Here is a 3,576-nt window from a genome sequence, read left to right on the forward strand (position 1 = left end):
GGTTCGTGGCCAGCGCCGAGACGGCGATGCGTGCGCGCTGCTCTTCGGCGACATTGCCGTGCGGGGCGGGGGCGCTTTCGGTGCTCATGCTGCTTTTCCTTCTCCACGAACGATGGCGCGCATTATTTTTTCCTGGCTTGCTTCCGCGGCGGGCATTTCGCCCACGATGCGCCCTTCGTTCATGACGTAGATGCGGTCGGTGATGCCGAGCAATTCCGGCATTTCCGACGAGATGACCACGATCGCCTTACCCTCCGAGGCGAGTCGCGCGATGATCGTGTAGATTTCGTACTTGGCGCCGACATCGATGCCGCGTGTCGGCTCGTCGAGGATCAGCACGTCCGGGTCGGCGAACAGCCATTTCGACAGCACCACCTTCTGCTGGTTGCCGCCGGAAAGATTGCCGGTCAACTGATAGACGCTGGAAGCGCGGATATTGGTCTTCTTGCGATAGTCGTTGGCAACGGCGAGCTCGCGCATGTCGTCGATCACGCTGTGGCGGGCCACGCCGCCGAGATTGGCCAGCGTGATGTTGTGCTTGATATGGTCGATGAGGTTGAGCCCGTAGGTCTTGCGATCCTCGGTGACGTAGGCGATGCCGTGTTGGACCGCCTTGCTTACCGAGGACACATCGATCGGCTTGCCCTTGAGCAGCACCTCGCCTGTGATGCGGCGGCCGTAGGAGCGGCCGAACAGGCTCATGGCGAATTCGGTGCGGCCGGCGCCCATCAGCCCGGCAATGCCCACCACTTCGCCCTCGCGCACATTGATGTCGATACCCTTGATCACCTGCCGCTCGGCATGGAGCGGGTGATAGACCGACCAGTTCTTCACCTCGAACACGATCTCGCCGATATCAGGCTCGCGCGGCGGATAGCGGTCGTCGAGGGAACGACCGACCATCGAGGTGATGATGCGGTCTTCGGAGATGTCCTTCTTGGCCAGCGTCTCGATGGTGCGCCCGTCACGGATCACCGTCACCTTGTCGGCGACCCGGTTGATCTCGTTGAGCTTGTGCGAGATCAGGATCGAGGTCATGCCTTGCCGCTTGAATTCGAGCAGCAGGTCAAGCAGCGCCTGGCTGTCCTTTTCGCTGAGCGATGCCGTAGGCTCATCGAGGATCAGGAGCTTGACCTCCTTGCTCAGCGCCTTGGCGATCTCGACCAGCTGCTGCTTGCCGACGCCGATATTGGTGATCAGCGTCTTGGGGTCCTCCTTAAGGCCCACCTTCTTCAACAGCGCACTGGTGCGCTCCTCGTTGGCGTCCCAGTCGATGACGCCGAATTTCGCGTGCTCGTTGCCGAGGAAGATGTTTTCGGCGATCGACAGCATCGGCACCAGCGCTAGCTCCTGGTGGATGATGACGATACCCTTGTGTTCGCTGTCCTGGATGCCCTTGAACTGGCATTCCTGGCCTTGGAAGATGATCTGGCCGTCATAGGTGCCGGAGGGATAGACGCCCGACAGCACCTTCATCAGCGTCGACTTGCCGGCGCCGTTTTCGCCGACCACGGCGTGGATCTCGCCTTCCTCGACGCTGAGATTGACGTTCGACAGCGCCTTCACGCCGGGAAACGTCTTGGTGATGTCGCGCATCTCCAAAATCGTCGGGGCCATGGGGACTACCGCTCCTTGAGAGCTCGGCAAATATTGCCGGCGAGGTCGGTGACAATACCGGGCTCGCTGGTGAACGAAAAGGGGCCCTGCGTTGCGCAGGACCCCCTGACTTTGTAACCGGGATTACTTCAGTTCGTCGGCCTTGATGTAGCCGGAGTCGACGACCAGCGCCTGGTAGTTCGACTTGTCGACTTCATGCGGCGTCAACAGGATCGAGGGAACGACCTTGACGTCGTTGTTGTAGGTCTTTTCATCGAGTCCGTCCGGCTTGCCGCCCGAGAGCACCTTGTCGACGAGCTCGACGGTGGCCTTGGCCAGTTCGCGGGTGTCCTTGAACACGGTCGAGTACTGCTCGCCCGAGATGATCAGCTTGACCGAAGCGGTCTCAGCGTCCTGACCGGTCACGATTGGCCAAGGCTGAGCCTCGGTGCCGTAGCCGACGGCGCGCAGCGAGGCGGTGATGCCGCGCGACAGGCCGTCATAGGGCGAAAGAACGCCATCGACGCGGCTGCCATCCGAATAGTTGGCCGACAGCAGATTGTCCATGCGTGCCTGGGCGGTGGCGGCGAGCCAACGCAGCGTGCCGACCTTGTCCATGCCGGTCTGGCCGGACTTGATCTTGATCGAGCCGTCGTCGATCAGCGGCTGCAGGACGGAGATGGCGCCATTGTAGAAGAAGAAGGCGTTGTTGTCGTCGGGCGAGCCGCCGAACAGTTCGACGTTCCACGGCTTGGTGTTCGGGAAGCGTTCCTTGAGGCCCTTGACCAGCGAATTCGCCTGGATCACGCCGACGCCGAAATTGTCGAAGGTGGTGTAGTAGTCGACATTGGCGGTCTTCTTGATCAGGCGGTCATAGGCGACGACGACGACGCCCGCGTCAGCGGCCTTCTGCAGAGCATCCGACAGGGTGGTGCCGTCGATAGAAGCGATGATCAGCGCCTTCGGGCCTTTGGTGATTTCGTTTTCCAGCTGGCTGAGCTGGTTGGGGATGTCGTCCTGCGCGTATTGCAGGTCGACGGTGTAGCCGAGAGCCTCGAGCTGGGACTTGACGGCATCGCCGTCATTGATCCAGCGCTGCGAGGTCTTGGTCGGCATCAGCACGCCGACGAGACCCTTGTCGGCTGCGTGCGCCGAGTAGGTCATGGCAGCGATGCCAAGGGCCGCGACGGCGGCCAGTGTCTTGATGATTTTCACTTTAACTCTCCCTGTTTGATGGACGCGGCACCCCGGGGGTCGCGGGCCGCGCAATCGTGCAGAAGCGCCAAGGCACCGCTGCCGTCATATCGATCTCCGGTATCCTCCCATGGCCCCGAGACGCTGATTCAATCGATACGATTTTTCTCGTCGGCGACCGTCACGTCTTGGAACGCGCGGAGGGTGTGGGTCTTTGCCATAACTGTCAAATGCGATCTTTGATGGTTGCTATATCATGGTTGGTATATGTATTGCGACGTGACGGGCTGACCCCGATGTCGGTCGTACACGAGCAGAAGGCAGGGAAAGCGATGGCGCGGCCAGCGAATCCGACAACAGCTTCAGATGGTTACAGAGAAGCACCGGGCGATGGCGAAACCCTGCTGCGCAGCGGTCTCAGTCTGCGTCACATGCGCATGATCGTCGCGCTCGACGACCATGGCCGGGTCAGCGCGGCAGCCCAGGTTCTGAACATTTCGCAGCCGGCGGCCTCGCGCATGATCGCGGAGATGGAGGCGGTGCTGGAGGTCAAGCTGTGCGAGAGGCTGCCGCGCGGCATCACCTTGACGCCATACGGCAAGGCTTTGGCCAGGCGCGCGCGCTCGATCCTGCTGGAGATGCGCGAGGTCGACCGCGAGATTTCCGAGCTCAAGGCGGGCAAGGGTGGTTCGGTTTTCCTGGGTGCCGTGACCGCGCCGGCAATCGAGCTGGCGGTGCCGGCAATTCGTGAAATCCGCCGCATCTATCCGCGCATCGAGATCACCA

3 protein-coding genes are annotated in these 3,576 nt (G+C 61.5%); 1 reads left to right on the forward strand and 2 read right to left on the reverse strand.

Features of this window, described 5'->3' with window-relative positions; all coding sequences use genetic code 11:
- Positions 1-84 precede the first annotated feature (84 nt).
- Together mmsA and chvE are read right to left on the reverse strand one after the other, a co-directional pair.
- Complete coding sequence (gene mmsA, locus EN884_RS29695) at positions 85-1,617, reverse strand: multiple monosaccharide ABC transporter ATP-binding protein (protein ID WP_063170018.1); 1,533 nt, start codon at positions 1,615-1,617, stop codon at positions 85-87.
- Between the two features lie 123 nt (positions 1,618-1,740).
- Entirely contained in the window at positions 1,741-2,811 is a 1,071-nt protein-coding gene (chvE, locus tag EN884_RS29700) for a multiple monosaccharide ABC transporter substrate-binding protein (RefSeq protein WP_027161715.1), read from the reverse strand.
- Between the two features lie 311 nt (positions 2,812-3,122).
- On the opposite strand from chvE, the gene EN884_RS29705 reads away from it, so the two are divergent.
- Positions 3,123-3,576: LysR family transcriptional regulator (locus EN884_RS29705; protein ID WP_164895233.1), on the forward strand; the 454-nt coding region annotated here is incomplete at its 3' end.

It is taken from the genome of Mesorhizobium sp. M7A.F.Ca.AU.001.01.1.1 (assembly GCF_004022735.1).
GTDB lineage: Bacteria > Pseudomonadota > Alphaproteobacteria > Rhizobiales > Rhizobiaceae > Mesorhizobium > Mesorhizobium ciceri.